Source organism: Mesorhizobium sp. P160219, assembly GCF_057786095.1.
This window is the reverse complement of the sequence record NZ_JBYNWG010000001.1, coordinates 327,644-352,033: the sequence shown is the minus strand read 5'-3', so window position 1 is coordinate 352,033 and position 24,390 is coordinate 327,644. Positions and strand designations below refer to the sequence as shown.

Genomic DNA, 24,390 nt, shown 5'->3' with positions numbered 1-24,390 from the left:
TGCTTTCGCGCGTCTGCTTCCGAAGGAGGGCGGATTATCTCCGTACATGTATCCAGAAGATGCCGCGTGGGTGCCGGCTTGTTGCGGTGGCGCCGTCGCCGGATTTTACCGCAGCCCGCACAATACCCGGCATTTGCCGGATGGACGCCGTGTCGGCATTGGCTGGTTTCGCGGCATGATCCTGAAACCTGCGGGGACTAAGCCGCTCGCGACCGACGCTCCATTTTGGCCGCGCGCGGTCGGACCAAGTCTGAAACAACCAACGAGGGTATCCCATGCAAGGCGTAGCACGAAATTTCTTCACCCTGGCCGTCATCTATTCCCTGTGCGGCATGGCGCTCGGCCTGCATATGGCGATCTCCAATGACCATGGGCAGATGCCGACCCACGCGCACACCATGGTGGCGGGCTGGCTGATGTCGGCGGTGTTTGCTTTCTTCTACCACCTGTTTCCAGCGGTCGGGCAAAAGACGATTGCGGTCGTGCATTTCTGGCTGACAGCAATCTGCGGAATCGCACTGATGATCGGGCTTTACTTTGAACTTGCCGGCCATCCGGAGATCGAGCCGGTGCTGGCTTCCTCCTCGATGGGCTTTTATGCGGCAATGCTGCTGTTCGCCTTCATTTCCTTGCCGGCTGTATGGAAGAAGGCATGAACAAGCTGACGATCAGGCTTCGGGGGCCGTTGTGCTTATACGGCACAGAAGGGCAGCGGTCGATCAAGAAATATCCGCGCCGTTAAGGGTCCATTAAGCTTTACAGGTGTTTACTATGTCCATCCAGTGATCTGGATTCTTACCGAGTGGTTGGAGCCACTTCGTTTGACGCCTCCCTGTTAAACTCCTGAGAGCCGCCTTATCCGCGGCTCTTTTTTTGTCTGCTTTTGGTCCGCTTGGCGCCCCTGCGCAGGCGTTAACCGTTTGTTAAACATGTGCTTGCCTTCGCCGGCGGCGAAGCGCATTTTCAAGCTTCAGTCATCTAGGGTGCCGGCGTGACGGCGATGAAGCCGAATCAGCCGACGGGGCAGTGCAGGGGCGTATCGATGAACGAGCCTTCGAAGGGCAGCGCGAAAACCATCAAGCTGGCGGAACGCCGGGTTTTCTCCCAATCCTTCAAACCGCTCTACCAGGAAGGCATGGGCCTGGTTGAGCAAGCAGCGGAATATCTCGACGGCAAGGGCCGGGCCGAGGCCAAGAAGCTGTCCAGACTGGCGGCGACGCTCTATGCGGCCGAATCGATGCGGCTGACCACAAGGCTGATGCAGGTCGCCTCCTGGCTGCTTTTGCAGCGGGCGGCAAATTCCGGCGAGATGACCCGCGACCAGGTCGCCTCGGAAAAATCCAAGGTGCGTCTCGACACCGCCTCGGCGCATGACGAAGCGGTCGGCTGGGGCGAACTGCCGAAGGATTTCCTCGACCTCGTCACCCGCTCGCTGCGCCTGCAGGCGCTGGTGCGCCGCATGGACGAAGAGATCTATGGCGGCGCGTTTGCCGAGACGCCGGTAACAGGCCGCCGCGCCAATCCGGTTTCCGACCAGATCACGCTGCTGAATACGGCTTTCGCTCGAGGTTAAACGCTTCCCGTTTCCGGTTTGTTCACATTTCCCTGACATCGCTGTGCGCCGGAGGTAGACTTCGCGCATGAGGGAAGCGATTCGCATTATCGGTATCGATCCGGGGCTGAGGCGCACCGGATGGGGCATCGTCGAGAGCCTCGGCAACTCGCTGCGCTTTATCAGCTCCGGCACTGTACGCTCCGACGACAAGGCGGCACTGGCGAGGCGGCTGTGCCAGCTGCATGACGGCCTCGCCGATATCGTGCACAGCGCCATGCCGCACGAGGCGGCCGTCGAACAGACCTTCGTCAACAAGGATGCCGTGGCGACGCTGAAGCTCGGCCAGGCGCGCGGCATAGCCATGCTGGTGCCGGCGCGCGCCGGCCTTGTCGTCGCCGAATATGCCCCCAATGCCGTCAAAAAGGCGGTGATCGGCGTTGGCCATGGCGACAAGAAGCAGATCCACATGATGGTAAAGGTGCTGTTGCCGAAAGCCGTTTTCGACACCGAACATGCCGCCGACGCGTTGGCTATCGCCATCTGCCACGCGCATCACCGGCAAAGCGTCGCCTACAGGATGGCGCTGGCATGAGGGATCACGCATGATCGGCAAATTGAAAGGCACGCTGGACGAGATCGAGGAGGATTTCTGCCTCGTCGATGTGCACGGCGTCGGCTATGTCGCCTATTGCTCGGCGCGCACGCTGGCCGCGCTGCCTTCGCCCGGCGAGGCGGTGGTGCTGTTCATCGAGACCTATGTGCGCGAGGACATGATCCGGCTCTACGGTTTCCAGTCGGTGCTTGAGCGCGAATGGTTCCGGCTCTTGATGAGCAATGTGCAAGGCGTCGGCGCCAAGGTGGCGCTGGCCATCCTGTCGACGCTGGCGCCGGCAGACCTCGCCAATGCGATCGCGCTGCGCGACATCGCCATGGTCAGCCGCGCGCCCGGCGTCGGCAAGAAGGTGGCCGAGCGCATCGTCACCGAGTTGAAGAACAAGGCGCCGGCCTATGCCGGAACCGCCTCCGGCACCATCGGCCTTAAGCAGGAGCTCGGCGAAGGCGTGGCGCCGGCGCCGATTACCGACGCCGTCTCGGCGCTGGTCAATCTCGGCTATTCGCGCGACACAGCAGCCAATGCTGTCGCGGCGGCGCTGAAGACGGCCGGCGAGGACGCCGATGCCTCGAAGCTCATTCGTTTCGGGCTGAAGGAACTGGCGCGGTGAGTGATTGCTTGTCCGGTCCTTTGCCCTGTGCGAGGAAGGCCGCATGAGCCTTTCACCCCGCCTCATTGCCCCGGAAAAGCGCGGCGAGGATGCTGAGCAGACCTTGCGGCCGCAGACGCTCGCCGATTTCGTCGGCCAGGCCGCGGTGCGGGCCAATCTCAAAGTCTTCATCGAGGCCGCCAAGGGCCGCAGCGAGGCGCTTGACCATGTGCTGTTCGTCGGGCCGCCGGGGCTTGGCAAGACAACGCTGGCGCAGATCATGGCGCGCGAGCTCGGCGTCAATTTCCGCTCGACCTCCGGTCCGGTGATCGCCAAGGCCGGCGATCTCGCCGCACTTCTCACCAATCTGGAAGACCGCGATGTACTGTTCATCGACGAGATCCACCGGCTCAATCCGGCAGTCGAGGAAATCCTCTATCCGGCGATGGAGGATTTCCAGCTCGACCTGATCATCGGCGAAGGTCCGGCGGCACGCTCGGTCAAGATCGATCTTGCCCGCTTCACGCTCGTCGCCGCCACCACCAGGCTCGGCCTTTTGACCAACCCGCTGCGCGACCGTTTCGGCATTCCGGTGCGGCTCAATTTCTATTCTGTCGAGGAACTGGAGCAGATCGTGCGGCGCGGCGCCCGCATCCTGCAAATGCCGCTTGGCGACGATGGCGCGCTGGAGATCGCACGTCGCGCCCGCGGCACGCCGCGCATCGCCGGCCGGCTGCTGCGCCGGGTGCGCGACTTTGCCTCCGTTGCCGGCGACGGTCACGTCGACAAGCAGGTTGCCGACGAAGCCCTGACGCGGCTGGAGGTCGACGCGCTCGGCCTCGACGCGCTCGACCGCCGCTATCTCTCGATGATCGCGCGCAATTTCGGTGGTGGGCCGGTCGGCATCGAAACCATCGCCGCCGGCCTGTCCGAGCCGCGCGACGCCATCGAGGACATTATCGAGCCCTATCTGATCCAGCAGGGTTTCATCCAACGCACGCCACGCGGCCGCGTGCTGACCGCCAATGCCTGGCGCCATCTCGGCCTCGACGCACCGAAGGATCTGGCGCAGCAGCAGATCAACCTGTTCCACGAAGAGTAACGGAGATTTGTCCTCCGGAACGGGCTGTCTGCGCAGAATTTCCTCAAGCCTGCCAGCGTGAAGGCGCATTCCTGGATGCTATCGGGCGTCGTAGTGTCGGCGCGAACTGCTCCGATCAAGCGTCGGAGCCAGAAAAGTGATCACCAGACGCGGGTTCCTGAAATTCGTCGGGGGTTCGTTCCTCTCGCTTGCGTCGCTCAGTGCCTATGCGGTCGGCATCGAGCCGATGCTGTTGACCCATGTCAAGCGCTACCGGCTGACGCCGCCGCATTGGCCGGCGGGCTTGAAGCTGCGCGTCGTAGCACTTGCCGATATTCACGCCTGCCGCCCCTGGATGACGCCTGAGCGGATCGCTTCACTCGTCGAGGGTGCGAACGTGCTGCAGCCCGATCTGATCGTACTGCTCGGCGACTATATCTCAGGCATGTCCCTGGTGACGAACCGGGTGGAGGCCCATGAATGGGCGCCGGCCTTGTCAGGACTGAAGGCGCCGCTTGGTGTCGTGTCGATCCTCGGCAATCACGACTGGTGGCACGATCCTTTCGCGCAGCAGGCCGGAGCGGGGCCGACTGTGGCGCGCAAGGCATTGGAGGAAGCCGGCATCTCGGTTCTGGAGAACGACGCCGTGCGCCTGCAAAAGGATGGATACGGCTTCTGGATCGCCGGGCTCGCCGATCAACTGGCACTGTTACCGAACAAGGCCGCAGGCCGCGACAAATTTGAAGGCCTCGACGATCTCGACGGCACGCTGGCCAAGATCACCGACCAGGCACCGATCATCCTGCTTGCGCATGAGCCTGACATTTTCCCGAAAGTGCCGTGGCGGGTTTCGCTGACGCTGTCGGGCCACACACATGGCGGGCAGGTCAGGCTGTTCGGCTATTCACCGGTGGTGCCGTCCCGCTTCGGCAACCGCTTTGCCTATGGCCATGTCGTCGAGAATGACCGCAATTTGATCGTGTCAGGCGGGCTCGGCTTCAGCATCGCGCCGGTGCGCTTTGGCATGCGGCCGGAGATCCTACAGATCGACCTCGGTTAGAGCATGCCGGTATTCAGGTGATGCCGGCCTGCAAATGAGGTGTTCCTGCGCTTCCGGTAGTCACGGACCAAAGTCCGCTCCGTTCCGGTTCTCGGACCCCTCATTTCCGACTCGGCCTGATCTGGATCTCGACATGCCCTAGGGCTAATGGAGCGAGCGGATTGCATCCATCACGGCGGGTTCGGCCTTTTCGCCGTTGAAGGCATTGACGATGCCGAAGGCGCCGCCAAAACTCCACACCGACCATGAGAAGCCATGCGCCTCGGCGCGCGCGATCATGTCCTTGACATAGGCGGCGCGGTATTTGGGCGGCATCACATAGGGGTTGCCATACTCCTGGCGGATCATGCCGAACTCGCCCAGCGTGATGTTTTCCGGCTTGATGGCGTTGGCCTTCGCCCAGGCCTCGACCTTTTCGAACGGCGCATCGATGACGCCGAGCAGCTTTTCGTCCGTGTCCATGCTGGCGGCTTGTTCATCGAGATAGGCGAGCAGGCCGTTCCGTCTGGTCCATGGCGCCTCGGCTTTTATCTTGGCGCGGATCGCATCCAGCGTCGCATCGAGCTCGGCGCGCGGCACCGCGGTCAGCGGATAGGGCAGCCCGGTAACATAAAGAATGAAATCGCCGGCCCAGGTCGCGCCCTGATGCGTCAGCAGGAACGGGTCGTAGGAGTGGAAGGTCCAGATGAGGTTGTCGTCGGGGATCGACTTTGGGTCGATCTTGACCAGCGAAGCCGCATTGGAATAACAGGCGCCGGTCAGGATCAGCGTCAGCCTGGTGGCCGAGGCGCGCGCGGCCGCGAACAGCTTTTGCTGACGCTCCGGCCACAGGCTGGTGCCATCGCTGTCGCAGTCGACGATAGGCTCGTTCATCGGCTCGAAAGCGACCTGCGCCGGGTCCTCAGTGGCAAGCGTGCGCGCCATTTTGCGGACGACCTCGACATAGGCGTCGAAGGTTGCGGGATCGTCCATCACCTGGCCCATGCCGATCTCGCGGCCGCCGCCGGCGGGGATCAGGTGCATGTCGACGATCACTTTCAGACCGGCCCGGTTGATCATGCGCGCCGAGTCCCGCACGCTGGCATAAAGGTCTTCACGCAGCGCCAGTGTCTGATCCGACATAAACGGCGAGGGATCGACCGGCATGCGCAGAAAGTCGAAGCCGGCGGCCTTCAGTGCCTTGAGGTCATCCTCGTCGAGGAACTTGCGCCATTCCGGATAGGGTAGGATGGCTTGTCGGTCGTTCCATTTGTCTTCCCCGACCCAGGTCGTCCACTGGTCGAGGTTGAGGCCGCGCTTCATCGAAAAGCTCGCGGCCTGACCGGGAAGCGCAGACGCCGCCAGCACCAGCAGCGCTGCCATCACGGTCTTGATCATCGCCGTCAACAGTGCCATCCGGTTTGCTGCGCTGGTGATTTTGGCAAGACAGGTGCCCCGCCGGGGGCAAAAAGGAAAGCGCGATGGACGATCATGGTGAATCGGCGGCGCTTGCCGGCGGGCTTTCCGGAGCCTTGACGGAATTCGGCCATCGGCTGATGGCGCGAGTCTACTATGCCGACACCGATTTTTCCGGCGTCGTCTACCATGCGCGCTATCTCGAATTCTTCGAGCGCGGCCGCTCGGACTATCTCAGGCTGGCGGGCGTCCACCACACAGAACTTCACGAAGGCAAGCACGGCGAACGGATCGTCTGGGTGGTGCGGCGGATGGAGATAGACTTCCGCTCGCCTGCCCGCATGGACGACATCCTGACCATCGACACATCGACGCAGGATATTTCCGGCGCCCGCATCGTCATGGCGCAGCAATTGAAACGCGGGACAGAGGTTCTGGTCGAAGCAAAGGTCGAGGCGGCGATCATCGGCGAGAACGGCCGGCCGAAGCGCTTTCCGAAAGAATGGATCGCGGCCTTTCTACCAGGAGCAAGCTGATATCCAGGCCTGCCGGCCGGCAACGAGCGGCCAATCGGCAGCGCATTCGATTGTGGATGGATGGCCCGCGTCGTCCCTTGGCGCGGCAATGCGCCGCGCCATATTTCCTAACCCATCCTTAACCATAACGGTTCATGAAGAGATCGGTGAAGATTGGAAGAATCCGCGCGCCTTCCTTTCACCAATATTTGCCCTGAAAAGGCCGCCAACGGTGCATTTTGGGGTTAATCCGGAAGCCAAGCGCGAACGGACCACAAGGGATGCCCATGGGCCAGCCGCCAGCGATGCCCGGAAAATCTTAAGGACTGAAGCATGGAAACTACCGCACTCGCCGATCCGGCAGCGCAATTGTCGATTTGGGCGCTGTTCACACAGGCCAGCTGGGTGGTCAAGCTGGTCATGATCGGTCTGCTCTGCGCCTCGGTCTGGACCTGGGCGATCATCGTCGACAAGCTGGTCAGCTATGCCCGCATGCGTCTGTCGCTCAATCGCTTCGAACAGGTGTTCTGGTCGGGGCAGTCGCTGGAAGAGCTCTATCGCACGCTTGCCGACCGCAAGACCACGGGCATGGGTGCGATCTTCGTTGCGGCCATGCGCGAATGGAAGAAGAGCTTCGAGAAGGGGGCCAAATCGCCGCTCGGCCTGCAGACCCGCATTGACAAGGCGATGGACCTGGCGTTGACGCGCGAGATGGAGAAGCTGGAGGGCCGTCTCGGCTTTCTCGCCACCACTGGTTCGGCCGCACCCTTCATCGGCCTGTTCGGCACCGTCATCGGCATCATGACCTCGTTCCAGGCGATTGCCGGTTCGAAGAACACCAGTCTCGCGGTTGTTGCACCCGGCATTGCCGAAGCGCTGCTGGCGACGGCCATCGGTCTTCTCGCCGCCATACCGGCGGTTATCGCCTACAACAAGCTGTCATCCGACGCGAACAAGATCGCCGTGCGGATGGAAGGGTTCTCGGACGAGTTCTCCGCCATACTCTCGCGCCAAATCGATGAAAAAGTAGCGCCTAAGGGCTGAGGTAAGAAGATGGGTATGTCGGTTGGCATGGCAGGACGCGGCGGACGCGGACACAGGCGGCGCGGCCGCCACCATGCATTGATGTCGGAAATCAACGTCACGCCGATGGTCGACGTGATGCTGGTGCTCTTGATCATCTTCATGGTCGCCGCACCTATGTTGACGGTCGGCGTGCCGGTCGACCTGCCGGAGACTAAGGCCAAGGCTATGAACGCCGACACCCAGCCGATCACCGTTTCGATCGACGCGGCCGGCAAGATTTTCCTGCAGGAGGCCGAAATCCCAAGGGAAGAGCTGGTCGCCAAACTGCAGGCGATTTCCAAGACCGGCTACGAAGAGCGCATCTTCATCCGAGGCGACAAGGCGACCAACTATGGCGCCGCGATGGAGGTCATGGCCCTCATCCAGGCCGCCGGCTACAAGAATATCGGCCTGATTTCACTGCAGCAACAGGATCAGTAGACGCACGATGAAGACCGGCCTCACCACATCGGTGATACTGCATACGGTGGCACTGGCTTTCGGCCTGTTCACCCTGTCGGCGCCGGCCGCGCTGCCGTCCACGGATGTGGAGTCGATAGCGGTCGACATCGTTCCCATGGAAGCCATTGCGCAGACGCTGCAGGGCGACAAGAAGGCGGTGATGCATGAAAAGCCGGCGCCGATGCCGACCAAGCGTCCCGACATCGTGCCAGATGCACAGAAAATCGGCGAGAACAGCGTTGATACCGACAAGCCGGTGACGGACGATCCCAAGCCGAAGCCGGTGGAGAAAACAGCGACGGCTGCTCCGGCGCCGACGCCGACCGAAAAGCCGAAGACCGAGGACACGCCGAAGCCAAAGGAAGCGCCGAAGCCGACACCTGCGACGGAGGTGGCGCCGGAGCCGCAGCCGAAGGAAGAGGTCAAGCCCGAGCCGGTGAAGCAGGTTGAACCGAAGCCGACCCCGGTGAAGGAGCCTGCACCAACACCGCAGCCGGACACGACCGCCGCCATAGAGCCGAAGCCACGCGTGAAGCCCGATGCGGTCGCCGAAGCCATATCGGATCAGCAGCCTCTGGAAGAAGCGCAGCTTCCGACTTCCGCTCCTGCTCCCGAAGCACGGCCGAAGCCGCAGCCGGCGCAGGCCGAAAGCGCGAAGGCTCCGGACCGCAAGGACACCGACAAGCCGGTCAAGGAAGCGTCGTCGAAGCCGAAGTCGGATGACAAGCAGTTCAATGAGGCTGACATCAAGGCTTTGCTCGACAAGCAGAAGCCATCCGGCGGCGGCGCCAAGCGCTCGACCCAACAGGCATCGCTAGGCGGCGACAAGGATCAAGGCCAGAAGCTGTCGAAGTCCGAGCAAGGGGCATTGGAAGAACAACTCGGTGGCTGCTGGACCCTCCCGGTTGGGCTTGAGGGTTCTGAGGATTTCACCGTGGTGATCCGTTTCAGCCTGGATGCCTCCGGCAAGCTGGAGGGCCGTCCGACCGTCGAGAAGTCCAGCGGCAACCCCCAGTTCGACAGCAGCGCGGTTCGCGCTGTGCAGAAATGCGATGTCGCCGGCCTGCAGGTGCCCGCCGGAAAGCATGACATTTGGTCCGACGTTCGCGTCAACTTCGATCCCAGAGCGATGCTTGGCCTGTAGCCTGAGCACCCAGAAATCAGCAAGAGAAGCGAGAAGACATGAAATCCATCCTCAAGCCGCTCCTGATGGTCGCCGCGATGGCGATGGGCATGAACGCCGTCGTCACCTTGCCTGCTCGAGCAACCCTCGAGCTCAACGTCAACAAAGGCAATGTCGAACCGATGCCGATCGCCATCCCAGATTTCCAGGGAGGGCTCGGCGCGCAGATTTCCGAGATCGTCACCGCCGACCTGAAGCGCTCCGGTCTCTTCGCACCGATAGACAAGAACGCCTTCATCGAGAAGATCGCCAATCCGGATGCGCAGCCCCGTTTCGACGACTGGAAGGTGATCAATGCGCAGGCGCTGGTCACCGGCAGCGTGAGCAAGGAGGCGGACGGCCGAATCCGCGCCCAGTACCGACTATGGGATATTTTTGGCAACCAGCAGATAGCCGGGGAGCAGTTTTTCGCCAACGACGCAAATCAACGCCGTGTCGCCCACATCATCGCCGATGCGATCTATGAGAAGCTCACCGGCGAGAAGGGCTATTTCGACACACGCGTCGTCTTCATCGACGAATCCGGCGCCAAGAATGCGCGTAAGAAGCGGCTCGCCATCATGGACCAGGACGGCGCCAATGTGCGCTATCTCTCCGATGGCCGCTCGATCGTGCTGACGCCGCGTTTCTCGCCGAATCGGCAGGAAATCACTTACATGTCCTATGAAAGCGGCCAGCCGCGGGTCTATCTGCTGCAGATCGAGACCGGACAGCGCGAACTGGTCGGCAACTTTCCCGGCATGACCTTTGCGCCGCGCTTCTCGCCCGACGGCCAGAAGGTGATCATGAGCCTGCTGCGCGATGACGGCAATTCCAACATCTTCGCCATGGACCTGCGAAGCCGCTCGACCACCCGGCTGACCAACTCGACCGCCATCGACACCTCGCCCTCTTATTCGCCCGACGGCAGCAAGGTGGTATTCACTTCCGATCGTGGCGGCCGTGCGCAGATTTATGTGATGGGCGCCGACGGCTCGGGCCAGACCCGCATTTCGTTCGGCGACGGCGTCTATTCGACGCCGGTGTGGTCGCCGCGCGGCGACCTCGTCGCCTTCACCAAGCAGACCGGCGGCGAATTCCAGATCGGCGTCATGAAGACCGACGGTTCGGGCGAGCGCATCCTCTCCTCGGGCTTCCAGCAGGAGGGACCGACCTGGGCGCCCAACGGCCGCGTGCTGATGTTCTTCCGCGACTCCGCCGGCGGCCCAAAACTGGTTTCCGTCGATCTCACCGGCCGCAACGAACAGTCGATCCCGACCGCGAATTTCGCGTCGGATCCCGCCTGGTCGCCGCTGCTGGAGTAGTTTCGGCCGAATTGCCACACCTGCTAAAAAGGGGCCCGTTTGGCCCCTTTTCCATTCATTAGTCGCGTTTCGGCCGCATTTCCGCCTAGGGTCCGCGCCAACTGTGACTGTGGATTTGAAGGTCGTGGACGGACGATCGAAACCAAACATTAACCGTATTTCTTGAATGCCGGTTAACCCAAACGTGGTTACTGGGTGATCAACGAAATCACTCGAAATACGATCACTCGAATACGAAGGAGAGGCGGCATGGGCCGTATCGCAGCACTTACCAGAAACCCGGCGATGATCGCCCTGATCGCGATGCTCGCCATCACCGGTTGCGCCTCGAAGAAAACCCCGAACAACGCTGCCGATCTCGGTCTCAATGGCGCGGGTGCCGCAACGCCGGGCTCGGCGCAGGACTTCACCGTCAACATTGGCGACCGCATCTTCTTTGACACGGACTCGACCGCGATCCGCGCCGATGCGCAGACGACGCTGTCGCGGCAGGCACAGTGGCTCAACCAGTACAAGCAGTACGCCATCGTCGTCGAAGGCCATGCTGACGAACGCGGCACACGTGAATACAATCTGGCTCTCGGCGCCCGCCGCGCCGCCGCCACCCGCGACTTCCTGGTCGCCAGGGGCGTTTCGGCGAGCCGCCTGAAGACCATTTCCTACGGCAAGGAACGTCCGGTCGCGGTCTGCGACGACATCTCCTGCTGGTCGCAGAATTGCCGCGCCGTCACCACGCTCTCCGGCGCCGGCTCCTGATGAGTAAGACGGCGGCCTTAGTCGCATAATTGCAACACCTCCATGCGAAAGGCGGCCTTGTGGCCGCCTTTTTTAGTTTCGGCCCCGGAAACAAACCCGGAAACAAAATTTGGCCGAAGTCTCGCCTCCTGCTAAGAGCCGAGGGCGTCGTGCCGGTCCCACTGTGATCGGAAGGCGCGAACAGGCTCACGATATTCACGGCGAGAGGCACATGCATTTCAGATCGGTCTTGAGCGGCACGCTTGCGCTGCTGCTCGTATCAGGCTTCGCGGCTTCCGCGAGCGGCACCGGACAACCCGCGGATAGCGGCTTTTCCTTCCATCTGCCGACGCTCGGCATTTTCGGCAAGAAGGAGAAGCCGGAGCAGCAACAGATCGCGCAGCAGCAGGACGGCACCGCCGCCGCGGGGCTGGAAGATCAGCTCCGGCAGATGAACGGCAAGCTCGAGGAACTCAACTTCCAGATCCTGCAGATGCAGGAGCAGATGCGCAAGCAGCAGGAAGACAACGAGTTCCGCTTCCAGCAGTTGGAAGGCGGCTCCAGCGGGCAGCCGCCGGCCCAGAAGAAATCGGAGGCCGCGCCGCAGGACGGTGGCGCGGGCACCGGCGTCGCCGAGGCCCCGGCAGACCAGGCGCCGGCCGATGCCGGCGCGCAGTCGGATGGCGGCCAGAGCGTCGGCGAGGTCATCGTCGAATCGCAGACCGGCGATCCCGGCAAGGTGATCAACGGCACGCCGCCCAAGACCTTCGGCACCATCACCGTCGACAAGAACGGCAATGTAATCGACGCCGGCGGCAACACGCAGGCAGCGGCGCCGGCGGAAGGTGCGGCTCCCGCCGCCGAGGCGCCGGCTGCCGGGGCTAAGACCGGCAAGTCGGACGGCACGGTGGTGGCGGCGCTGCCTGCCACCAACAACCCGGAAGAGATCTACCGCAACTCCTACCAGTTCATCCTGTCGGGCGACTACAGCACCGCCGAGCAGGGTTTTCGCGACCACATCGCCCGCTTCCCGAAGGACGCCAAGGCGGCGGACGCGCATTACTGGCTTGGCGAATCGCTGCTTGGCCAGCAGAAGTATCATGACGCTGCCGAGGTTTTCCTCTCCGCCAGCAAGGACTATCCGAAGGCCAAGAAGGCGCCTGACATGCTCCTGAAGCTTGGCGTGTCGCTGGTCGGCCTCAAGCAGAAGGATGTCGCCTGCGCCACCTTCGGCGAGATCGGCAAGCGCTATCCCGATATTTCGGCCGCGCTCAAGGAACGCGTCAAGCAGGAGAGGGCGCTGGCGGCGTGCTAGTCTTTGCCGTGTTGTCCCAGAACCGGGACCACTTTTGCGCGACATGCACTGATGCTCGATACCGAGCCTGACCTTTCGAATTTTTCGCAGATCGACTTTACCAACGGCGCGCTTGCGGCCGTGTCCGGCGGCAGCGACTCGACCGCCCTCCTTCTTCTCCTCAAGGCTCACCTCGACCGCAGCGCCCCGACCGCCCTGCTGCTGGCGGTGACGATCGACCACGGCCTGCGTCCGGAAGCAGCAGTCGAAGCGCGCAGCGTGGCAAAGCTTTGTGCCGAGCGCGGCATCGCGCACCGGACGCTCAACTGGTCCGGCGCCAAGCCGTCGGCCGGCCTGCCCGCGGCGGCGCGCGAGGCGCGCTACCGGTTGCTGGCCGAGGCAGCGCAGGCGCAAGGCATTGGTGTGATCGTGACCGGCCACACCGCCGACGACCAGGCCGAGACCGTCCTGATGCGAGCCGCGCGGAATGATGGGCGAGATCTCGGTGAAACGGCAGGCCGAGGTCTCGCCGGCATGGCGCCGGCCACCCTCTATGACTGGCGGATCTGGATCGCGCGGCCGCTGCTCGGCGTACGGCGCGCGGCGTTGCGCGCCTTCCTGCAGCGCGAACATGTCGGCTGGGCGGAGGATCCGACCAACATCGACACGAACTTCGAACGCCCGCGCATCCGGGCCGTGCTCGGCGAAGACCGGAGCGGGCAGCGTTTTGCCGAAGCGATCGGCCTTGCCAGGCGGGCCGCCGGCCAGCGCGAACAACTCGGCCGCCGTGCCGCCGCCCTGATCGGTGAATTTGCCAGCCGGCCGGCGAGGGGTCTCATCCGTCTCGATCCCGGTCTTGCCGAAGCTGACGACACGCGAGCCGCGGTCTATGCGCTGCGTGTCCTGCTGGCGGCGACGGGCGGCACCGCCTTGTTGCCGGACCAGGCGCGCGGCGAAGCGCTGTTCGAGCAAATGCGGGCCGGTCGGCTTTGCGCCACATTGTCGCGGGCGGTCGTCGATATCAGGCGAAACGGCATCTTCCTGCGCCGTGAATTGCGCGACCTGCCGCGTTCCGCGCCGATAGCTGGCACTCTGCTTTGGGACGGTCGCCGGCGGATCACGCCAGACATCGAAGCCGGGGCGATCACATTGGGCGACAGTTCGGGTGCATGGTTGATCGCGCCGCTTGGCGCTGCTGCCGCCGACAAAACGCCGATTGCCGGGGATGGCGCGCCGCCAAGCCTTGTGCGCGCCGCCCTGGCTGCGGAACCGGCGCTATGGCGCGGCGGCGAATGCCTTGGTTTTGCAGGGGATGTAGCGGCGGCGGCGGCAATCGCCGTCAGTCCCGCCGTTGCGCCCTTTGCCCGTTTTCTGCCGTGCTTCGATCTGGTGTTGGCGCAGGCCGTGGCCGAGTTGATCGGCGCACCGCCTGTCTCGGCTTGCCCTTTGGCCGCCACAGTGCCGGTTGATCATGGCGCGAAAGCTTAACCCAGACGTGCTGTTATGCTTGGCAAGGGGGGGCGCTCTCCCTATGTTAGGCGCAAGTTTCCTCTCATGACGCGTGTCCCAGCGGGCACCAACGGGACAATTGATGAATCCGAATTATCGCAATCTCGCGCTCTGGGCGATCATAGCGGTCCTGCTCATTGCTCTCTTCAATCTGTTCCAGACGCCGCAGACTCGCGGGGCCTCGACCGACGTTCCCTATTCGCAGTTCCTGCAAGAGGTCGCGGCCGGCCGGGTCAAGACGGTGGTCATCGCCGGCGCCCGCATCACGGGCACCTACGCCGACAACGCCAATGGCTTCCAGACCTATTCGCCTGGCGATCCGCAGCTGGTCTCGCGGCTGCAGGACAAGAACGTCACCATCAATGCGCGGCCTGAGTCGGACGGTTCCAACTCGCTGTTCAGCTATCTGATCTCCTACCTGCCGATGATCCTGATCCTTGGCGTGTGGATATTCTTCATGCGCCAGATGCAGTCCGGCTCCGGCCGCGCCATGGGTTTCGGCAAGTCGAAGGCCAAGCTTCTCACTGAGGCGCATGGCCGCGTCACCTTCCAGGATGTCGCCGGCGTCGACGAGGCCAAGGAAGATCTGGAAGAGATCGTCGAGTTCCTGCGCGATCCGCAGAAGTTCCAGCGCCTCGGCGGCAAGATCCCGCGCGGCGTGCTTCTGGTCGGACCTCCCGGCACCGGCAAGACGCTGCTCGCCCGCTCCGTCGCCGGCGAGGCCAATGTGCCGTTCTTTACCATTTCGGGTTCCGACTTCGTCGAGATGTTCGTCGGCGTCGGCGCAAGCCGTGTCCGCGACATGTTCGACCAGGCCAAGAAGAATGCTCCCTGCATCATCTTCATCGACGAAATCGACGCTGTCGGCCGCCATCGCGGCGCCGGCCTCGGCGGTGGCAATGATGAGCGCGAACAGACGCTGAACCAGCTGCTGGTCGAGATGGACGGCTTCGAGTCCAACGAGAGCATCATCCTGATCGCCGCCACCAACCGGCCCGACGTGCTCGACCCGGCGCTGCTGCGTCCGGGCCGTTTCGACCGCCAGGTGGTGGTGCCGAACCCCGACATCGTCGGCCGCGAGAAGATCCTCAAGGTGCATGTGCGCAACGTGCCGCTGGCGCCGAATGTCGACCTCAAGGTGATCGCACGCGGCACGCCGGGCTTCTCGGGCGCCGACCTGATGAACCTGGTCAATGAATCCGCTCTGATGGCGGCGCGCCGCAACAAGCGACTTGTCACCATGGCCGAGTTCGAGGACGCCAAAGACAAGATCATGATGGGCGCCGAGCGCCGCTCGTCGGCCATGACCCAGGCCGAAAAGGAACTCACGGCCTATCACGAGGCCGGCCACGCCATCCTGGCGCTCAACGTGCCGTCGGCCGATCCGCTGCACAAGGCGACCATCATCCCGCGCGGTCGCGCGCTCGGCATGGTCATGCAGCTGCCGGAAGGCGATCGCTATTCGATGAGCTACAAATACATGATCTCGCGGCTTGCCATCATGATGGGCGGCCGCGTCGCAGAGGAGTTCAAGTTCGGCAAGGAGAACATCACCTCCGGCGCCTCTTCGGACATCGAGCAGGCGACAAAGCTGGCGCGCGCCATGGTCACGCGCTGGGGCTTCTCCGACAAGCTCGGCCATGTCGCCTATGGCGACAACCAGGAAGAGGTTTTCCTCGGCCATTCGGTGGCGCGCACGCAGAACGTCTCGGAAGAGACCGCGCAGATCATCGACGCCGAAGTGCGCCGGCTGATCGACGAGGCCTATGTCACGGCCAAGTCCATTCTGACCAAGAAGAAGAAGGAATGGATCGCTCTGGCGCAGGGCCTGCTCGAATACGAGACGCTTTCGGGCGAAGAGATCAAGCAGCTGATCGCCGGGCAGAAGCCCGCGCGAGATTTGGGGGATGACACCCCCACAAGCCGCGGCTCGGCTGTGCCGAAGTCCGGCCGCCGCAAGAAGGGTCCCGAGCCCGAAGGCGGCATGGAGCCTCAGCCGTCGAGCTGAGCTGACATCACTTGATGCAAGAAAACGCCGCGGCTCAATCCGCGGCGTTTTGCTATTCAGGGTCTCTCAAATAGCATGCGGGACGGATGCATTTGCTTTGCCGGGGCGCACACCGTCAGTCCGGCCAGCATGTTGCTTGCCCCATCTGGCCAGCGGGATCAGGGCATTGTCCAGCTCGATGCCGAATTCGGTAATCGAGTATTCGACCCTCGGCGGCACCTCGGGAAAGATTTCGCGATGGACGATGCCGTCGGCCTCCATTTCGCGCAGCTGTTGGATCAGCATCTTTTCGCTGATGTCAGGCACCAGCCGCTTCAGCTCACCGAATCGTGCCGGCGCCTTGTGAATCTGCCAGAGCAGTAGCGCCTTCCATTTGCCGCTGATGACCTCCAGCGCCGGCCCCAATCCGCAACTATCTGGCTGTTTCTTTCCCATGTTTCATCCAATTCTGAGCAATCGGTGGGTAGCTTACATTTTTGTCGGTACTTGAGAAAAACCAAGCCGGTCCATAGCTTCAAACCAGCTCGCCGGCATCGGCGAACACCACAACATCATATCGGTACCTCGCTTCGACCTGCAAAGGCCGTCGGCGGCCGGATTTTGTCAAAAAGGGATGGATCATGACACGATACGCAAACAAGAAGGCCGTTGTCATCGGCGGGACGCACGGCATGGGGCTCGCCGTTGCCGAAGCCCTGATCGAAAGCGGCGCCGAGGTCCTGGTCACCGGCCGCGACCAGCGCAACATCGAGGCCGCGCGAGTCAAGCTGTTTTCGCGAGCTCATGTCGTGCGGTCCGATATCTCAGACATGGCCGATATCGTCACGCTCGGTGCCGAAGTGGGGCAGAAGCTTGGCCAGATCGACTTCCTTCACGTCAATGCCGGGGTGGCCAATCTCGAACCCGTCGAGCGGGTCACCGAGGACAGTTACGATCGCACCTTCGACATCAACACCAAAGGCGCTTTCTTCACCGCGCAGCGCCTGCTGCCCCTCATCAGGGATGGTGGCGCCATAGTCTTCACCTCGTCGATCGCCGACGAATCCGGCACTGGCGGCATGAGCGTCTATTCCGGATCGAAGGCGGCACTGCGCGCCTTCGCCAAGGTCCTGGCCGCCGAGCTTCTGCCGCGCCGGATCCGCGTGAATGTGGTCAGCCCTGGTTTCATCGATACGCCGACGATGGGTGTGGCCGACGCGTCGGCCGAGGAGCGGGCCGCCTTCATGGCGATCGGCGACGCGGTCACGCCGATGAGGCGCCACGGCACGATGGAGGAGGTGGCGCGCGCAGTGCTGTTCCTGGCGTTCGACGCGACCTTCACCACGGGCGCGCGGCTGACCGTGGACGGTGGCCTTGGCCAGGACCTGAGCCCGACACCGGCGTAACCGCGCAACCAAACCAAGGAGAAGCAGAATGAGCGACATAACAGTGATCGGTCTCGGCGCCATGGGCACGGCGCTTGCCGAAGCCTTTCTGAACCAGGGACATGCGGTGACGGTTTGGAACCGTTCTCCGGCAAGGGCTGAGGCTTTGGCAGCCAAGGGCGCCATTGTGGCCAAGAGTGTCGAGGAAGCCGTCAGATCGAGTCCACTGATCGTGGCGTGCCTGCTTGTCTATGACACCGTTCGTGAGGTGCTCGGCCCAAGCCGAGAGGCGCTGTCGGGCCGCACATTGGTCAATCTCACCAACGGCACGCCCGAGCAGGCGCGGGCGATGTCGGGCTGGGCGGTGAGCCAAGGCGCCAGCTATATCGACGGCGGCATCATGGCGGTGCCGCCGATGATCGGCGGGCCGCACGCACTGATTCTCTACAGCGGTTCGCGCCAGGCGTTCGATGCCTGTTCGGGGCAGCTCGGAGCGCTCGGCACCAGCAAATTCCTCGGTGAGGATGCTGGCCTCGCGCCGCTCTATGATATCTCGCTTCTGACCGGCATGTACGGCATGTTCGCGGGCGTTCTGCAGGCGTTGGCATTGACGGGCGCAGCAGGAATCCCGGCCGGCGAGTTCATGCCGCTGCTGGCCTCCTGGCTTCAGTCGATGCAAGGCCTGCTGCCGAAGTGGGCCGAACAGATCGACAGTGGCGATCACACCAGCAATGTCGTTTCCAATCTGGGCATGCAGGCTGATGCCTACGTCAATCTCATCGATGCCAGCAGGTCGGCTGATGTCAGCACCGAACTCGTCCTGCCGATGCAAAGCCTGATGAAGCGCGGGGTGGCTGCCGGCCAGGCCAATGCCGATCTTACAAGCCTGGTCGCACTGCTCCAGCTCTCGAAACAAGGCGCTTGACGGGGCAAGACCCGAGAGAAGGCCCGCCAACCTTGCGGTTGGGGGCCTTCGATCTTCAAACGCTGCTGGTCGATCAGCTCTTCAGCTTGGCGTTGCAGAGGCTGTAATAGCCGCCGCCCTTCTGGATCCAGCGAAGGCCGTTCAACGTACCCGCGTCCTTGTTGCCGTGGTAGCCCTGCAGGCAGGTCTTCATCCGCGCCTTCGAGGGCTTCTCGGTCTTGAATTCGGCGGCGAGGGTGGTCGGGAATGTCACGCCCGTCGGCGCTACAGCGGGGGCGATCCCCGCGCTGGCTTCCTTCTCCGGCTGCGGCTGGGTTTTGACCGCATCCGTACTGGCACTCTCCGCAGCTGACGTCGCGCATTTCTCGGTGCGGAAAGCGGTCCAATCCATGCCGTTCAGAGTGCCGCCTTCCTTGGCTGTGCGATAGGCCTCGCCGCATTCCTTCATCGTCAGTGCGCTTGCAGGGGCGACGCTCCAAGCAATCCATACCGTCACAGCGAATGCCGCCAATTTCAATCTGGACATAAGACCCTCCTGGTTGACAAAAGTTCGATGTCCTTTTGTATACCATTTGTTCTACATATGTTCAATTGGAATCTTGCGAACCACCGATATGTCTGGCGGTGGGCAGTGTGGGCGATAGATGATGCCGACAGCTTCCGCGGTATGTAGACGCGAGCAACTCCGGGTGTGTTCGAGCGCAACAAAAAGGCCCGCGCATGCTGCGATGCGCGGGCCTCTGTCTGGAGAATATGGCTACGCGATCAGCTCTTCAGCTTGGCATTGCAGAGGCTGTAGAAGCCGCCGCCCTTCTGGATCCAGCGCAGGCCATTCAGCGTGTTGGCATCCTTATTGGCGTAGTAGAGTTCGAGGCAGGTGTGCATGCGGCCCTTGGCCGGCGTCTCGCCGGCGTATTTCTTCGAGATCGCGGCCGGGAACTTCACGCCCTTGGGAGCGGTGACCGAGGGCTTCTCGGGCTCGCTGGTATAGGTCGCCTCGCTCGGAGCGGGCACGGTGTCGTCGTCATCTGCGCCTGCGCCGCATTCGGCCTTGCGGAAGTCGTTCCACTTCTTGCCGCCCAGAGTATTGGCAGACTTGGCAGCCTGGTACTTGGCGCTGCAATCGGCCATGCTCAGGCCCTTGCCGCTGCTGTCGGCAGCTGCCTTGGTGGTTGCCTTGGCGGGTGCTGCCGCGGCCGAGGCCCCGGCGGCGCATTCGGTCTTGCGGAAGTCGTTCCACTTTGCGCCATTGAGCGTACCGGCGGCCTTTGCCGCCTGGTACTTGGTGCTGCATTCCTTGGCCGTCAGGCCCTTGGCGCCATCGTCGGTTGTGGCTGCGGCCTTGGTCGTGGCCTTGGCGGGTTCTGCCGCGGCGGATGCGCCGGCGGCGCATTCGGTCTTGCGGAAGTCGTTCCACTTTGCGCCATTGAGCGTACCGGCGGCCTTGGCAGCCTGGTATTTAGCGCTGCATTCCTTGGCCGTCAGACCCTTGGCGCCGTCATCAGCAGCGGCGGCGGCCTTGGTCGTGTCCGTCTTGGCCGCAGCGGCCTTCTTGGCCGCCGGCTTTGCGGTCTCGGTGGTGGCCGCCGCGTCGGTGCCGCACTCGGCCTTCCGATACTGATTCCAGGTCTGCCCGTTCAGCGTGCCGGCGTCCTTGGCGGCATTATACTTGGTACTACACTGGGCCATGGTCAGCGCGCTGGCGGGCGCCGCCATGAACAAGGTTGCGACGGCAAGACCCGTCAAAGTTGCAAGTCGGTGGATGAGCATGGCGTTCTCCCGTTGCTGCGCCCATAGGTTGTACCTGTGTCAATCAATAGCTCTCAACGCTAGGCTGCGCCAGATGCTAAACGGCGTTCTCCCGATAAGGTGATGGACCCTTGCGATCTGCCGCTCCAACAGTCCGGCTTACCGGCCCAATCTGCGCAGTGTGGCCCAGTGTGAATGCTATATTGCGGCAACACCGTGTCATGATACGCTGCCAACGCTCCGAACAGCCTGCTACAATGATTTTCTAAGAATTGGTAATATACAATCACACAATGTGATAGTCGGGCTCGGACCAATTGTGGCATTACGAGCCGGCTGAAAACCGACGGGGATTCTGGCAAGCATGGCAGGACGTTATTTTGGCACCGACGGCATTCGCGGGCGCGCCAACAAGTTTCCGATGACGGCTGAGATCGCGATGCGGGTCGGCATGGCCGCCGGCCTGTCGTTCCAGCGCGGCAGCCATCGCCACCGCGTCGTGCTCGGCAAGGACACCAGGCTGTCCGGCTACATGATCGAAAACGCCATGGTGTCCGGCCTGTGCGCGGCCGGCATGGATGTGTTCCTGCTCGGCCCGATCCCGACACCGGCGGTCGCCATGCTGGTGCGCTCGCTGCGCGCCGATATCGGCGTCATGATCTCGGCCTCGCACAACCCTTATTACGACAACGGCATCAAGCTGTTCGGTCCCGATGGCTACAAGCTCTCCGACGAGATCGAGGAGCGCATCGAGAGCATGCTCGACAAGGATATCGAACTGGCGCTCGCCGATTCCGACGGGCTCGGCCGCGCCAAGCGCGTCGACGGCGTGCATGACCGCTACATCGAATTCGCCAAGCGCACGCTGCCGCGCTCGATGTCGCTGTCGGGTCTCAGGATCGTCGTCGATTGCGCCAATGGCGCAGCCTACAAGGTGGCGCCCGCCGCACTTTGGGAACTGGGCGCCGAGGTCATTGCCATCAATGTCGATCCGAACGGTTTCAACATCAACAAGGAATGCGGGTCGACCCATCCGGCCGGCCTGCAGAAGAAGGTGCATGAAGTGCGCGCCGATATCGGCATCGCACTCGACGGCGATGCCGACCGTGTCGTCATCGTCGACGAGAACGGCGCCATCGTCGACGGTGACCAGATCATGGCGCTGATCGCCGAGTCCTGGCACCAGAGCGGGCGACTGGCCGGCGGCGGCGTCGTCTCGACGGTGATGTCCAATCTCGGCCTCGAACGCTTCCTTGGCGACATGAAGCTGCAGCTGCATCGCACCAAGGTCGGCGACCGCTATGTCGTTGAGCATATGCGCGCGCACGGGTTGAATGTCGGCGGCGAGCAGTCGGGCCACATTGTGCTGTCCGATTTCTCGACCACTGGCGACGGGCTGGTCTCGGCTCTGCAGGTGCTGGCCTGCATCAAGCGGCAGAACCGGCCGGTCAGCGAATTGTCGAAGAAATTCGAGCCGGTGCCGCAACTGTTGAAGAATGTCCGCATCGCCGGCGGCAAGCCGCTTGAAGAAGCCTTAGTCAAGGCGGCGATCGAAGATGCGCGCAACCGTCTAGGCAAGGCCGGCCGCCTGGTTATCCGGCCCTCGGGCACCGAGCCGCTGATCCGCGTCATGGCCGAGGGCGACGACCCACAGCTGGTCGAGGCCGTGGTCAACGACATCGTCGACATCATCTCGGAAACGCGCAGCGCCGCCTGATTGCGCTGCCTCCGACGGGCAGGGGCGAACTGCCGGCTCAAGACTTCAAGCCCGCCTGCAGGCGGGCTTTTTGTTTCGGCCAGGGTTGGTCCCAGCGTCATGCCGGCGGAGGCCGTTTGGTAAAATGTCGAGAATTCGTGGTTAATTGACAGGGTTAAACGCCTTTTAACTTTTGCAATTCATTATCCACAACTGAGGTCAAACACATTCGAGCGGATTCAAAGTTCCGACGGGTTCTCAGGGGTGACAAACATGTTCAATACAGCAAAAAGGGCTTTCCTTGCCGCGCTGTTCGCAGGCGTGGCCGGGCCAGTATTCGCCGCCGATCTGGCGGAGCCGCCAGTGGTCGAAGAGGCGCCGGCGCCGATCGCCTATGAACAGCCGGCCGATTTCGGCGGCTGGTACATCCGCGGCGATATCGACTATCACTGGTCGAAGTTCCGCGGTGGTGACTACACCACCTACAGCCCGGCACCGCCCCAACTCCCCGGTTCGTTCGCCTCCGGCAAGTTGAAGAGTTCCTTTTCGGCCGGCGCCGGTGTCGGTTACCAGGTCAACCGGTACTTCCGCACCGATCTGACCTTCGACTGGATGGGCAAGTCCAATTTCCGCGGCTCGACCAATGGTTTCTGCGGCGGCGGCATAGCTTGTACCTCCGTCGACACATCGTCCTATTCGGCGATGCTGCTCCTGGCCAATGCCTATGTCGATATCGGCACCTGGCACGGCGTGACGCCCTATGTCGGCGCCGGCATCGGTGGTGCCTGGGTCAAGTGGGATACGCTGCACAATACCGATCTCGATGGCTCCTTCGAGCACAGCGGCGGCAAGGGCTGGCGCTTTGCCTATGCCCTCATGGCCGGCGCCTCCTACTGCCTGACCGACCGGGTCAAGCTCGATCTCGGCTATCGCTACAGCCACATCAATGGTGGCAAGATGTTCAACTACGCCTCCGACAGCGATGTCGGCCCGGGCTTCGATCGCGGCATCAACGTGCACGAAGTGCGCGGCGGCCTGCGCTACCAGTTCGGCCGGTCGGACTGCGCCCCGCCGCCGGAGCCCTACGTTCCCGAACCGGAGCCGGTCTACACCAAGTAGTCGCTTCGAAATCCAGGAATTTGCGAACCGCCCGGCCATGCCGGGCGGTTTTTGTTTGCCGATTGCGGTGCACTTCCAGGCCGCGGCGTGCGGAGAGAAAGCCTATCGAAATCAAATCGGTAACGTCGCGTTATCCTTAACCCGCACTTAACCACTATGGTTAACAATGCCCACTGAAACGGCGCTTGCGATCAAAATGAAGAGCGCCAATTTCAGGAGCCGGGGACCCATGAATTTAAAATTGCTGACAGCGCCGGCACTTGCCGCACTCGCACTTGCGCTGCTGACGCCGGCGCAAGCCGCGGACTACGATCCGCCGATCTATGTCGATCAGGCGCCGGACTATCAACCGGTCGAGGTCGGCTCGGGCTGGTATCTGCGCGGCGATGTCGGCTACGCGTTCAGCCATCCCTTCGAGCATGAGGAAGCGACAACCGGCCCGCTTAACAGCTTTACCGATGAGAGCAGCCTTTTCACAGGCAGTTTCGGTATGGGGTATCATGTCAACGACTATCTTCGGGTCGAGCTGAACGGCGGGATTCTTCCGACCGACAAATTCGGGGAACACGCCAAGTTGGCAGCCACTTGCGACGGCCATACGCTTGTGGACGACGGTTTTGGCACCATCAATTCCGTCGCGGCTACGCAGGCATGCGATCTTTCCGACAATGCTTCCAACAAAGGCTACAGCATCATGGCCAATGGCTATGTCGATCTCGGCACCTATGTTGGGATCACTCCATATCTTGGCGGAGGGATCGGTGTCGCATACAATAAATATTACAGGAGCATTGGGGCGAAGGATTGCGTGGAAGTGGCCCCCAATTCGTCCGGTACGGGCGGGTTCTCTTGTGACGATCCGGCCGGTTACGAGGGTGCAACGGATAAGGAGGGCAAATTCAACCTTGCCTATTCGATCGGTGCCGGCCTTTCCTATCAGGTGGCCAAGAACGTGTCGGTTGACCTTGGCTACGAATATTTCTCGGTGCCGGAGGGCAAATACGTCGCCTATGACAGCGGCGCCTTCAACATCCACAAGGGCATCAATTATCAGACGGTCAAGCTCGGGCTGCGCTACGACCTCTGGTAGGCTGGCTGCAGATACGAAACCCGACGGCGGATCTCTTCGATCCGCCGTTTGCGTTTGAGTTCACGACATACTGATCCCG

24 protein-coding genes are annotated in these 24,390 nt (G+C 62.5%); 20 read left to right on the top strand and 4 right to left on the bottom strand.

Going from position 1 to position 24,390, the window contains the following annotated elements:
* Positions 1 to 275 precede the first annotated feature (275 nt).
* The 6 genes from AC3EMP_RS01760 to AC3EMP_RS01735 all read left to right on the top strand — a co-directional run bounded on the left by AC3EMP_RS01760 (position 276) and on the right by AC3EMP_RS01735 (position 4,898).
* Positions 276 to 656, top strand: a complete 381-nt coding sequence (locus AC3EMP_RS01760; protein ID WP_023668767.1) for a hypothetical protein — start codon at positions 276 to 278, stop codon at positions 654 to 656.
* A gap of 386 nt (positions 657 to 1,042) precedes the next feature.
* Positions 1,043 to 1,573 carry a protease adaptor protein RcdA gene (gene rcdA / locus AC3EMP_RS01755; RefSeq protein WP_023688956.1) on the top strand — a complete coding sequence of 177 codons (531 nt, stop codon included), beginning with the start codon at positions 1,043 to 1,045 and terminating at the stop codon, positions 1,571 to 1,573.
* 67 nt (positions 1,574 to 1,640) lie between these two features.
* Positions 1,641 to 2,147, top strand: coding sequence for a crossover junction endodeoxyribonuclease RuvC (gene ruvC, locus AC3EMP_RS01750; protein WP_023736872.1), 507 nt, complete (start codon positions 1,641 to 1,643; stop codon positions 2,145 to 2,147).
* 10 nt (positions 2,148 to 2,157) lie between these two features.
* Positions 2,158 to 2,778, top strand: coding sequence for a Holliday junction branch migration protein RuvA (gene ruvA / locus AC3EMP_RS01745; RefSeq protein WP_023668770.1), 621 nt, complete (start codon positions 2,158 to 2,160; stop codon positions 2,776 to 2,778).
* 43 nt (positions 2,779 to 2,821) lie between these two features.
* Positions 2,822 to 3,859, top strand: a complete 1,038-nt coding sequence (ruvB, locus tag AC3EMP_RS01740; RefSeq protein ID WP_352596683.1) for a Holliday junction branch migration DNA helicase RuvB — start codon at positions 2,822 to 2,824, stop codon at positions 3,857 to 3,859.
* 136 nt (positions 3,860 to 3,995) lie between these two features.
* On the top strand, positions 3,996 to 4,898 hold the full coding sequence (locus tag AC3EMP_RS01735) for a metallophosphoesterase (protein ID WP_352712245.1): 903 nt from the start codon (positions 3,996 to 3,998) through the stop codon (positions 4,896 to 4,898).
* 144 nt (positions 4,899 to 5,042) lie between these two features.
* On the opposite strand, the gene AC3EMP_RS01730 is transcribed toward AC3EMP_RS01735, so the two are convergent.
* A complete protein-coding gene (locus AC3EMP_RS01730) occupies positions 5,043 to 6,293 on the bottom strand; it encodes a glycoside hydrolase family 5 protein (RefSeq protein WP_023822462.1) in 1,251 nt (416 codons plus the stop codon).
* A 65-nt stretch (positions 6,294 to 6,358) separates the two neighbouring features.
* On the opposite strand from AC3EMP_RS01730, the gene ybgC reads away from it, so the two are divergent.
* The 9 genes from ybgC (at position 6,359) to ftsH (ending at position 16,368) form a co-directional block, all read left to right on the top strand.
* Positions 6,359 to 6,829, top strand: a complete 471-nt coding sequence (gene ybgC, locus AC3EMP_RS01725) for a tol-pal system-associated acyl-CoA thioesterase (protein WP_023673845.1) — start codon at positions 6,359 to 6,361, stop codon at positions 6,827 to 6,829.
* 312 nt (positions 6,830 to 7,141) lie between these two features.
* Complete coding sequence (gene tolQ, locus AC3EMP_RS01720; RefSeq protein ID WP_023673844.1) at positions 7,142 to 7,852, top strand: protein TolQ; 711 nt, start codon at positions 7,142 to 7,144, stop codon at positions 7,850 to 7,852.
* A 9-nt stretch (positions 7,853 to 7,861) separates the two neighbouring features.
* The gene (gene tolR, locus AC3EMP_RS01715; protein WP_352712247.1) at positions 7,862 to 8,314 is read left to right on the top strand and encodes a protein TolR; all 453 of its coding nucleotides are present in this window, start codon (positions 7,862 to 7,864) and stop codon (positions 8,312 to 8,314) included.
* A gap of 7 nt (positions 8,315 to 8,321) precedes the next feature.
* The gene (locus AC3EMP_RS01710) at positions 8,322 to 9,479 is read left to right on the top strand and encodes an energy transducer TonB family protein (RefSeq protein WP_023700291.1); all 1,158 of its coding nucleotides are present in this window, start codon (positions 8,322 to 8,324) and stop codon (positions 9,477 to 9,479) included.
* A 38-nt stretch (positions 9,480 to 9,517) separates the two neighbouring features.
* Positions 9,518 to 10,822 (top strand): Tol-Pal system beta propeller repeat protein TolB, encoded by a 1,305-nt coding sequence (gene tolB / locus AC3EMP_RS01705; RefSeq protein ID WP_023673841.1) that lies wholly within the window; start codon positions 9,518 to 9,520, stop codon positions 10,820 to 10,822.
* Positions 10,823 to 11,071: 249 nt separating this feature from the next.
* Entirely contained in the window at positions 11,072 to 11,578 is a 507-nt protein-coding gene (gene pal / locus AC3EMP_RS01700; RefSeq protein WP_460221902.1) for a peptidoglycan-associated lipoprotein Pal, read from the top strand.
* Positions 11,579 to 11,789: 211 nt separating this feature from the next.
* Entirely contained in the window at positions 11,790 to 12,872 is a 1,083-nt protein-coding gene (gene ybgF, locus AC3EMP_RS01695; RefSeq protein WP_023733018.1) for a tol-pal system protein YbgF, read from the top strand.
* A 51-nt stretch (positions 12,873 to 12,923) separates the two neighbouring features.
* On the top strand, positions 12,924 to 14,339 hold the full coding sequence (tilS, locus tag AC3EMP_RS01690; protein ID WP_488494578.1) for a tRNA lysidine(34) synthetase TilS: 1,416 nt from the start codon (positions 12,924 to 12,926) through the stop codon (positions 14,337 to 14,339).
* 103 nt (positions 14,340 to 14,442) lie between these two features.
* Complete coding sequence (gene ftsH, locus AC3EMP_RS01685; protein ID WP_023673598.1) at positions 14,443 to 16,368, top strand: ATP-dependent zinc metalloprotease FtsH; 1,926 nt, start codon at positions 14,443 to 14,445, stop codon at positions 16,366 to 16,368.
* A 66-nt stretch (positions 16,369 to 16,434) separates the two neighbouring features.
* On the opposite strand, the gene AC3EMP_RS01680 is transcribed toward ftsH, so the two are convergent.
* Positions 16,435 to 16,803 carry a winged helix-turn-helix transcriptional regulator gene (locus AC3EMP_RS01680; RefSeq protein WP_023726185.1) on the bottom strand — a complete coding sequence of 123 codons (369 nt, stop codon included), beginning with the start codon at positions 16,801 to 16,803 and terminating at the stop codon, positions 16,435 to 16,437.
* Between the two features lie 185 nt (positions 16,804 to 16,988).
* On the opposite strand from AC3EMP_RS01680, the gene AC3EMP_RS01675 reads away from it, so the two are divergent.
* Both AC3EMP_RS01675 and AC3EMP_RS01670 read left to right on the top strand, forming a co-directional pair.
* Complete coding sequence (locus tag AC3EMP_RS01675; protein WP_023726186.1) at positions 16,989 to 17,753, top strand: SDR family oxidoreductase; 765 nt, start codon at positions 16,989 to 16,991, stop codon at positions 17,751 to 17,753.
* A 28-nt stretch (positions 17,754 to 17,781) separates the two neighbouring features.
* Positions 17,782 to 18,657, top strand: coding sequence for an NAD(P)-dependent oxidoreductase (locus AC3EMP_RS01670; RefSeq protein WP_023726187.1), 876 nt, complete (start codon positions 17,782 to 17,784; stop codon positions 18,655 to 18,657).
* Between the two features lie 73 nt (positions 18,658 to 18,730).
* Here the strand turns inward: AC3EMP_RS01670 and AC3EMP_RS01665 are convergent, their stop codons facing one another.
* Together AC3EMP_RS01665 and AC3EMP_RS01660 are read right to left on the bottom strand one after the other, a co-directional pair.
* Positions 18,731 to 19,183, bottom strand: a complete 453-nt coding sequence (locus tag AC3EMP_RS01665; RefSeq protein ID WP_023726188.1) for a hypothetical protein — start codon at positions 19,181 to 19,183, stop codon at positions 18,731 to 18,733.
* Between the two features lie 239 nt (positions 19,184 to 19,422).
* Positions 19,423 to 20,427: a hypothetical protein gene (locus AC3EMP_RS01660; protein ID WP_023755560.1), complete on the bottom strand. Its 1,005-nt coding sequence runs from the start codon at positions 20,425 to 20,427 to the stop codon at positions 19,423 to 19,425.
* 343 nt (positions 20,428 to 20,770) lie between these two features.
* On the opposite strand from AC3EMP_RS01660, the gene glmM reads away from it, so the two are divergent.
* From glmM to AC3EMP_RS01645, 3 genes are all read left to right on the top strand, one after another.
* Complete coding sequence (gene glmM, locus AC3EMP_RS01655; protein WP_023688970.1) at positions 20,771 to 22,123, top strand: phosphoglucosamine mutase; 1,353 nt, start codon at positions 20,771 to 20,773, stop codon at positions 22,121 to 22,123.
* A gap of 252 nt (positions 22,124 to 22,375) precedes the next feature.
* Positions 22,376 to 23,221: an outer membrane protein gene (locus tag AC3EMP_RS01650; protein WP_023711972.1), complete on the top strand. Its 846-nt coding sequence runs from the start codon at positions 22,376 to 22,378 to the stop codon at positions 23,219 to 23,221.
* Positions 23,222 to 23,450: 229 nt separating this feature from the next.
* Positions 23,451 to 24,311 (top strand): outer membrane protein, encoded by an 861-nt coding sequence (locus AC3EMP_RS01645; RefSeq protein ID WP_023711971.1) that lies wholly within the window; start codon positions 23,451 to 23,453, stop codon positions 24,309 to 24,311.
* Positions 24,312 to 24,390 lie beyond the last annotated feature (79 nt).

Coding starts and splice junctions, on each gene's coding strand:
- AC3EMP_RS01660 (WP_023755560.1), bottom strand. CDS start 20,427: ATGCTCATCCACCGACTTGCAACTTTGACGGGTCTTGCCGTCGCAACC.
- ybgC (WP_023673845.1), top strand. CDS start 6,359: ATGGACGATCATGGTGAATCGGCGGCGCTTGCCGGCGGGCTTTCCGGA.
- AC3EMP_RS01680 (WP_023726185.1), bottom strand. CDS start 16,803: ATGGGAAAGAAACAGCCAGATAGTTGCGGATTGGGGCCGGCGCTGGAG.
- ybgF (WP_023733018.1), top strand. CDS start 11,790: ATGCATTTCAGATCGGTCTTGAGCGGCACGCTTGCGCTGCTGCTCGTA.
- ruvB (WP_352596683.1), top strand. CDS start 2,822: ATGAGCCTTTCACCCCGCCTCATTGCCCCGGAAAAGCGCGGCGAGGAT.
- AC3EMP_RS01670 (WP_023726187.1), top strand. CDS start 17,782: ATGAGCGACATAACAGTGATCGGTCTCGGCGCCATGGGCACGGCGCTT.
- AC3EMP_RS01665 (WP_023726188.1), bottom strand. CDS start 19,183: ATGTCCAGATTGAAATTGGCGGCATTCGCTGTGACGGTATGGATTGCT.
- AC3EMP_RS01710 (WP_023700291.1), top strand. CDS start 8,322: ATGAAGACCGGCCTCACCACATCGGTGATACTGCATACGGTGGCACTG.
- AC3EMP_RS01760 (WP_023668767.1), top strand. CDS start 276: ATGCAAGGCGTAGCACGAAATTTCTTCACCCTGGCCGTCATCTATTCC.
- AC3EMP_RS01730 (WP_023822462.1), bottom strand. CDS start 6,293: ATGGCACTGTTGACGGCGATGATCAAGACCGTGATGGCAGCGCTGCTG.
- tilS (WP_488494578.1), top strand. CDS start 12,924: ATGCTCGATACCGAGCCTGACCTTTCGAATTTTTCGCAGATCGACTTT.
- ruvA (WP_023668770.1), top strand. CDS start 2,158: ATGATCGGCAAATTGAAAGGCACGCTGGACGAGATCGAGGAGGATTTC.
- ruvC (WP_023736872.1), top strand. CDS start 1,641: ATGAGGGAAGCGATTCGCATTATCGGTATCGATCCGGGGCTGAGGCGC.
- tolB (WP_023673841.1), top strand. CDS start 9,518: ATGAAATCCATCCTCAAGCCGCTCCTGATGGTCGCCGCGATGGCGATG.
- AC3EMP_RS01645 (WP_023711971.1), top strand. CDS start 23,451: ATGAATTTAAAATTGCTGACAGCGCCGGCACTTGCCGCACTCGCACTT.
- ftsH (WP_023673598.1), top strand. CDS start 14,443: ATGAATCCGAATTATCGCAATCTCGCGCTCTGGGCGATCATAGCGGTC.
- AC3EMP_RS01675 (WP_023726186.1), top strand. CDS start 16,989: ATGACACGATACGCAAACAAGAAGGCCGTTGTCATCGGCGGGACGCAC.
- tolR (WP_352712247.1), top strand. CDS start 7,862: ATGGGTATGTCGGTTGGCATGGCAGGACGCGGCGGACGCGGACACAGG.
- glmM (WP_023688970.1), top strand. CDS start 20,771: ATGGCAGGACGTTATTTTGGCACCGACGGCATTCGCGGGCGCGCCAAC.
- rcdA (WP_023688956.1), top strand. CDS start 1,043: ATGAACGAGCCTTCGAAGGGCAGCGCGAAAACCATCAAGCTGGCGGAA.
- AC3EMP_RS01650 (WP_023711972.1), top strand. CDS start 22,376: ATGTTCAATACAGCAAAAAGGGCTTTCCTTGCCGCGCTGTTCGCAGGC.
- pal (WP_460221902.1), top strand. CDS start 11,072: ATGGGCCGTATCGCAGCACTTACCAGAAACCCGGCGATGATCGCCCTG.
- tolQ (WP_023673844.1), top strand. CDS start 7,142: ATGGAAACTACCGCACTCGCCGATCCGGCAGCGCAATTGTCGATTTGG.